The sequence below is a fragment of the Monashia sp. NPDC004114 genome, from assembly GCF_053603855.1.
In genome coordinates this window covers 67,343-73,342 of record NZ_JBSGGK010000023.1, presented here as the reverse complement: position 1 = coordinate 73,342, position 6,000 = coordinate 67,343, and the positions used below count along the sequence as shown (strand labels likewise).

The 6,000-nt window shown below is 70.9% G+C and carries 6 protein-coding genes; 4 read left to right on the top strand and 2 right to left on the bottom strand.

Annotated elements, in window-relative coordinates:
* Positions 1-311 precede the first annotated feature (311 nt).
* The 4 genes from ACWEOW_RS22310 (at position 312) to purL (ending at position 4,279) form a co-directional block, all read left to right on the top strand.
* Positions 312-881: a GNAT family N-acetyltransferase gene (locus tag ACWEOW_RS22310; protein ID WP_452271443.1), complete on the top strand. Its 570-nt coding sequence runs from the start codon at positions 312-314 to the stop codon at positions 879-881.
* 94 nt (positions 882-975) lie between these two features.
* A complete protein-coding gene (purS, locus tag ACWEOW_RS22305) occupies positions 976-1,290 on the top strand; it encodes a phosphoribosylformylglycinamidine synthase subunit PurS (protein WP_452271442.1) in 315 nt (104 codons plus the stop codon).
* Positions 1,287-1,982 carry a phosphoribosylformylglycinamidine synthase subunit PurQ gene (gene purQ / locus ACWEOW_RS22300; RefSeq protein WP_452271441.1) on the top strand — a complete coding sequence of 232 codons (696 nt, stop codon included), beginning with the start codon at positions 1,287-1,289 and terminating at the stop codon, positions 1,980-1,982. Before purS ends, purQ begins: the two co-directional genes overlap by 4 nt.
* Positions 1,979-4,279, top strand: coding sequence for a phosphoribosylformylglycinamidine synthase subunit PurL (gene purL / locus ACWEOW_RS22295; RefSeq protein WP_452271440.1), 2,301 nt, complete (start codon positions 1,979-1,981; stop codon positions 4,277-4,279). Before purQ ends, purL begins: the two co-directional genes overlap by 4 nt.
* 26 nt (positions 4,280-4,305) lie before the next feature.
* On the opposite strand, the gene ACWEOW_RS22290 is transcribed toward purL, so the two are convergent.
* Positions 4,306-5,124 (bottom strand): spermidine synthase, encoded by an 819-nt coding sequence (locus tag ACWEOW_RS22290; protein ID WP_452271439.1) that lies wholly within the window; start codon positions 5,122-5,124, stop codon positions 4,306-4,308.
* Positions 5,121-5,996 (bottom strand): GNAT family N-acetyltransferase, encoded by an 876-nt coding sequence (locus ACWEOW_RS22285; protein WP_452271438.1) that lies wholly within the window; start codon positions 5,994-5,996, stop codon positions 5,121-5,123. The genes ACWEOW_RS22290 and ACWEOW_RS22285 overlap by 4 nt, the downstream gene beginning before the upstream one ends.
* Positions 5,997-6,000 lie beyond the last annotated feature (4 nt).

The following is a 6,000-nucleotide window of genomic DNA, read 5'->3' as shown; positions in this document are numbered from 1 at the left end:
TCGACACCCCACCACGCGCACACCCCTGCGACTCAACGACATACGCCATCAAACGCGCTCATCCACACCCATACAAAGGTGAGGAGTAGCACATGCGTTCGATCCTAGGTCAAGCCGCCGACACTCGCCCGGCGCGACGGTGGATCTGTGGACAACCGGCCGATCGCGTCAGACCGGAACCGCGCGCTCGCGCGGGCGTGGGTGCCGCGGTCGGTGCCGGTCGGGCCGGTCGATGTCGGTCGATGTCGGTCGGTGTCGGTCGGTTTCGGTCGGGGTCGGTGGGTGTCGGTGTCGCCTGCCAGGGTGAGCGCATGTCAGCCCTACCCACGGCCGCGGAGCGCGGCTCTCTCAGCTCGCAGCCTCAGCCACGCCTCCCCGCGGGGGACGCGCTGACGCTGCGCCCGTTCCGCGAGGAGGATGCCGGAGCGCTGGTCGAGGCGTATGCCGACCCGGCGATCCAGCGGTGGCACCGCCGGTCGCTCGATCCGGAGGAAGCCCTGGACTGGGTCAAGGGCCGTGCGTGGACGCGCTGGGAGCGCGAGACCGGAGCGGAGTGGGCGGTCGTCGACGGCTCAGACGTCGTCCTCGGCCGGGTCGGGCTGCCAGCACTGCACCTCGCCGACGGCGTCGCCGAGGTCGGCTACTGGGTCATGCCAGCAGCTCGCGGCCGAGGCATCGCCGGCCTCGCGCTCACCGCGATGGCGGACTGGCTGTTCGGGCAGGGCCTGCACCGGCTCGAGCTGGTCCACTCGGTCGACAACGAGCCGTCGTGCCGGGTCGCGACCAAGGCCGGGTTCGATGCCGAGGGCACGCTGCGCGAGGCTCTGCTGCACCCCGACGGCTGGCACGACATGCACCTGCATGCCCGCATCGCCCGCTGAGACGTGGTCGGGAGCGTGCTCAGCGGCGGATAGACTTCCACCGGTCCCGCATGGGCCCGCCCCACGGCATACACCACAGGGAGAGCAACAACGCATGGGAAGCATCGTCGTAGACGTCATGCTCAAGCCCGAGATCCTCGACCCCCAGGGACAGGCCGTCGGAGGCGCACTCCCTCGGCTCGGGTTCGACGGCTTCACCGACGTGCGACAGGGCAAGCGCTTCGTCCTCACGGTCGACGGTGACGTCACCGACGAGCACCTCGCCGCAGCTCGCGAGGCCGCCGAGAAGCTCCTGTCCAACCCCGTCATCGAGGACGTCGTCTCCGTCCGCTCTCTCGACGAGCCGGCGAAGAAGGCGGCCGTGCGACGGCCGCGGGCCGCAGCCGCGAGCAAGGCCGACGGCCAGTGAAGGTCGGCGTCGTCACCTTCCCGGGCTCGCTGGACGACCGCGACGCGGCCCGCGCGGTGCGCGAGTGCGGCGGCGAGGCCGTCTCGCTCTGGCACGGTGACGACGACCTCAAGGGCGTCGACGCTGTGATCCTGCCGGGCGGGTTCTCCTACGGCGACTACCTGCGCTGTGGCGCCATCGCCCGCTTCGCCCCGGTCATGGATGTCCTCGTCCCGGCCGCCCAGGGCGGCCTCCCCGTGCTCGGCATCTGCAACGGCTTCCAGGTGCTCACCGAGAGCCACCTGCTGCCCGGCGCGCTGATCCGCAACGACCACCGCAAGTTCAACTGCGTCGACCAGCGCCTCGTGGTCGAGAACGCTTCGACGGCCTGGACCGGAGACTTCGAGGTCGGCCAGGAGATCACCATCGTCCTCAAGAACGGCGAGGGTGGCTTCGTCGCCGACGAGAAGACGCTCGACGCGCTCGAGGGCGAGGGCCGCGTCGTGTTCCGCTACGTGCCCGACGAGCAGGGACGCAACCCCAACGGCTCATACCGCCACATTGCAGGCATCACCAACGAGCGAGGCAACATCGTCGGCCTCATGCCGCACCCCGAGCACGCGGTCGAGGAGGGCTATGGCCCGAGCCTCGACGGGCGGGCCTTCTTCACCTCGCTGATCAAGCACACCTTGGAGAGCGCAGCCAACGCATGACCGACACCGCACAGCAGGCCGAGCTCGACACCGTCGCGCACGCGGCCCACTCCCCGGAGGTCGAGCAGCCCTGGGCCGAGCTCGGGCTCAAGTCCGACGAGTACGCCAACATCCGCGAGATCATCGGCCGCCGTCCGACCATCGCCGAGCTGGCGATGTACTCCGTCATGTGGTCGGAGCACTGCTCGTACAAGTCGAGCAAGATCCACTTCAAGCTCTGGGGTGAGAACACCACCGACGAGATGCGCAAGAAGCTCCTCGTCGGGATCGGCGAGAACGCGGGCGTCGTCGACATCGGCGACGGCTGGGCGGTCACCTTCAAGGTGGAGTCGCACAACCACCCGTCCTACGTCGAGCCGTACCAGGGCGCCGCGACCGGCGTCGGCGGCATCGTTCGCGACATCATGTCGATGGGCGCGCGACCGATCGCGGTGATGGACCCGCTCCGGTTCGGCAACCTGCACCACCCCGACACCCAGCGCGTGCTCCCCGGCGTGGTCGCCGGCGTCGGTGGCTACGGCAACTGCCTCGGCCTGCCGAACATCGGCGGGGAGGTCGTCTTTGACGACTGCTACCAGGGCAACCCGCTCGTGAACGCCCTCTGTGTCGGCGCCATGCGCGTCGAGGACATCCACCTGGCGAAGGCGACGGGTGTCGGCAACAAAGTCATCCTGTTCGGCGCCAAGACCGGCGGCGACGGCATCGGCGGCGTCTCGGTCCTCGCGTCGGAGACGTTCGAGGCCGGTGGCCCGGCCAAGCGTCCCGCGGTGCAGGTCGGGGACCCGTTCGCCGAGAAGGTGCTCATCGAGTGCTGTCTCGACCTGTATGCCGCTGGCGTCGTCGCCGGCATCCAGGACCTTGGCGGCGCCGGGCTCTCCTGCGCCACCAGCGAGCTCGCGTCCAACGGGGACGGCGGCATGCGGGTGGAGCTCGACCTCGTCCCGCTGCGGGATGCCAGCCTCGAGCCGCACGAGATCCTCATGTCGGAGTCTCAGGAGCGGATGATGGCCGTCGTCGAGCCTGACAAGGTCGACGAGTTCATGGCGATCACGCGCCGCTGGGACGTCGAGGCCACCGTCATCGGCGAGGTCACCGACGGTGACAACCTCGTCATCACCTGGCACGGCGAGGTCATCGTCGACGTCCCGCCGCGCTCGGTCGCGCACGAGGGGCCTACGTACAACCGCCCGCTCAGCAGGCCGGCATACCTCGACGAGCTGAACGCCGACAGCTCCTCCACGCTCCCGCGCCCCAAGAGCGGCGACGAGGTCCGCCAGCAGCTGCTCACGCTGATCGGCTCACCGAACCTCTGCGACAAGTCGTGGGTCACCGACCAGTACGACCGCTACGTGCTCGGCAACACCGCGCTCGCGCAGCCCGACGACGCGGGCGTGGTCCGTGTCGACGAGGAGACCGGCCGTGGGGTCGCCGTCGCGACCGACTGCAACGGACGGTTCGCCAAGCTCGACCCGTATGCCGGCGCGCAGCTGGCGCTCGCCGAGGCGTACCGCAACGTCGCCACCGCCGGTGCCGCCCCGCTCGCCGTCACCGACTGCCTCAACTTCGGGTCGCCGGAGGACCCGGGCGTGATGTGGCAGTTCCGCGAGGCCATTCGTGGCATCGCGGAGGGCTGCCGTTTCCTCGGGATCCCGGTCACGGGCGGCAACGTGTCGTTCTACAACCAGACCGGTGACGTGGCGATCCACCCGACTCCCGTGATCGGGGTCCTCGGTGTCATGGAGGACGTGTCCAAGCGCTCGGGCTCCGGCTTCCGCAGCGACGACGCGCACGTCTACCTGCTCGGCACGACCCGCGACGAGCTCGACGGGTCCGAGTGGGCGCACGTCATCCACAAACACCTCGGCGGCCTGCCGCCGCGGGTCGACCTCGCCGCCGAGAAGGCGCTCGGCTCCGCGCTCGTCGCGGCGGCCGCGGCCGGTCTCGTCGAGTGCGCGCACGACCTGTCCGACGGCGGCCTGGCCATCGCGCTCGCTGAGGCCACGATGCGCCATGGCGTCGGCGTGATCGTCGACGGCCTGGACCGGGTGGGCGTCACGGACACGGGTGCGCCGCTCGATCCATTCACCGCTCTCTTCTCCGAGTCGAGCGCCCGCGCCATGGTCGCAGTGCGGCCGGGCCACGCGGCCGAGTTCGAGGCTCTGCTCGGCGACGTCCCGCACGTGCGCATCGGCGTCACGGGCGGGCGCGACCTCGAGATCCCGGGCCAGTTCTCGGTGTCCGTGTCCGAGCTGAAGTCGGCTCACGAGTTCACGCTGCCTGCGGTCTTCGGCGCCTGACGGCCGCCGTCGTCGGGAAGCGCAGCTCAGATCGCGCGCCAGCCGCGGGCGTCGGGCGGGGGCGGGCTTGCCTGACCTTCGTCGCCGAACGGTCTTGAGCCGGCGACGAGCCGGTCGAGGGCGTCACCGAGGCGAATGCCGGTGGGCAGGTTGGCGCGCGCGACGTCCCGCCGCAGCCGTTCTTCCGGCAGGGGGGAGTGGCTCGCCACGACGACGGCGTTGCCGAATCGCTTGCCCTTGAGCACCTCGTGCGTGGCGATCAGTGCGACGTGGGGGAGCGCAGTCTGAATCGTCGCGAGCACCCTTGCCGCCCAACGCAGTCCAGGCTCGTCCGCGAGGTTCCACAGGGCCACCCCGGTCGGGCGCACCACGCGCGCCACCTGGAGGAGGTATGCCGCTGAGGTCAGCTCCGCTGGGACGCGCCCTGCGGCATACGCGTCGGTGATGACGACATCGGCAGATGCGGTGCCGAGGGCATGAATTCCCGACAGCCCGTCGACAGGCCGGACCCGGATGCGGTGGCGGCGGGGGAGCGGAATCTCCTTGCGTACCAAGGCGGTCAGGTCGGCGTCTGGTTCGAGGACGATCTGGGGGGAGCCGGGGCGCGTTGCCTCGAGATAGCGCGGCAGCGTGAGGCCGGCCCCGCCGACATGGGTCACCGCGAGCGGCCCGGGTGGCAGGGCGTCGATCACGAGAGCCAGGTGCTGGACGTACTCGAAGACAAGCAGCGTCGGCTCGTCGGGCTGGACGTGCGACTGGGGCGAGCCGTCCATGTGGACGGTGACGCCGCCGCGTTCGTCCCACTCCAGCGAGATCCTGGACGCGGGCCGACCGGCGCCGCTCACAGGCCGATGACGAGCTGGCGCTGCTCGCCGAAGCGCCTGAACCCGACCCGCCTCAGGATCGGCGACGACGTCTCCACGCGCCCGTGGGTCAGGGCCATCGTGGCACCGACCTGCGCGGCGAGCTCGAGCCGGGCGGCGAGCACTGCACGGTAGGCGCCTCGCCCGCGGAGGTCAGGGTGAGTGCCGGCCCCCCACAGGCGGCATACGTCGCCGGCCATCGCCCAGCCGCCGGTGCTCGCAGCCCGGCCGTCGAGGTAGGCGACGACCCGGCCGGTGCTGGCGTCGTCCAGGCCGGTGCGGATCTCGGCGAGGCTCTCCTGGACCATCTCCTCCGTCGGTTCCGGCCCGCCGAACGCCGCCTGACTCACGACCAGGGCGTCGCGCGTCGTCTCGGCGTCGGTGACGCGGCGGACCGTCACCGTTGCGGGGACGCCGAGGTCCGGGAGTGAGGCGCCCGTGAGGACGAACGCGAGCACGTCCATCCGCTCGACGACCTCGCCGCCGCGGTGCAGGACCTCAGCCTCGAGCCCGGCCGGGCGGGTCGTGTCGGCCAGGTGCCACCAGAGCCGGTCTCGGCCGAAGCCGCGTGCGATGTCGAGCACCTCGTCGACGAGCTCGACAGGATCCCGGTCCGAGCCGAAGACCCGCGCCACCGTGGGCGTGAGGAAGTGCTCGGGGTAGGCGACGACGAGCAGTTCGTCGGTTCGGACGTGCGGAGCGCCCTCGGGCACCCACGACCACTCGTTCGAGGCGGCGAGGACTGCCTCGGCGTCCCAGCGAGACCGGGGGTCCAAGCGCGGCCTGGCGATGGGCCTGGCGATGGGCCTGGCGATGGGCTCGGCGATGGGCTTCTCGGTCGCTTTCCCTGTCACCGCA

Excerpts from the sequence above, each read along its gene's own strand:
- ACWEOW_RS22310 (WP_452271443.1), top strand. The coding sequence starts at position 312 with ATGTCAGCCCTACCCACGGCCGCGGAGCGCGGCTCTCTCAGCTCGCAG.
- purS (WP_452271442.1), top strand. The coding sequence starts at position 976 with ATGGGAAGCATCGTCGTAGACGTCATGCTCAAGCCCGAGATCCTCGAC.
- purL (WP_452271440.1), top strand. The coding sequence starts at position 1,979 with ATGACCGACACCGCACAGCAGGCCGAGCTCGACACCGTCGCGCACGCG.